This window comes from Cobetia sp. MC34 (assembly GCF_018340035.1).
Classification (GTDB): Bacteria; Pseudomonadota; Gammaproteobacteria; order Pseudomonadales; family Halomonadaceae; genus Cobetia; species Cobetia amphilecti.
Genome location: NZ_JADPPY010000110.1, coordinates 1 through 479, shown reverse-complemented (window position 1 = coordinate 479; position 479 = coordinate 1). Strand labels below are relative to the sequence as shown.

Below are 479 nucleotides of genomic sequence, written 5' to 3'. Positions count from 1 at the left end.
TACCGCCCCCCTGGATATGCGGGCCGGTCCGGACACTGCGTTGGCCCGAGTGGTGAAGGTCTTCGGCGCGGCTCGCCCGCATTGTGCTTATCTGTTCGCCAACCGGCGTGGCAACCGCATGAAGGTGCTGGTCCACGATGGTCTGGGCATCTGGCTGTGCGCCAGGCGCCTGAACCAGGGCAAGTTCCACTGGGCTGGCAACCGGCATGGCGATTGCGTCGAGCTCTGCCCCGAGCAGGCCATGGCACTGGTGCAGGGCCTACCCTGGCAGCGTCTCGGCACCGACGGCGTCATCTCTGTCGTCTGACACGCCAGGCCAGGTACGGCACAGAACCTCCCGGCCCGCTATTCGCTGATGCGCCAATCCCACTGCCTTCGGCGGGCTGGCATACTGGCGGAATGACGACGCCCCCCGACCTGACTCAACTCTCTCCCGATCAGCTCCGCCACTTGGCGGCAACGCTGATGACGCAGGTGGA

General features: G+C 66.2%; 1 protein-coding gene. It reads left to right on the top strand.

Going from position 1 to position 479, the window contains the following annotated elements; all coding sequences use genetic code 11:
• The coding region (tnpB, locus tag IZU87_RS17385) for an IS66 family insertion sequence element accessory protein TnpB (protein ID WP_213115380.1) at positions 1 to 307 on the top strand (307 nt) is incomplete at its 5' end.
• Between the last annotated feature and the right edge of the window lie 172 nt (positions 308 to 479).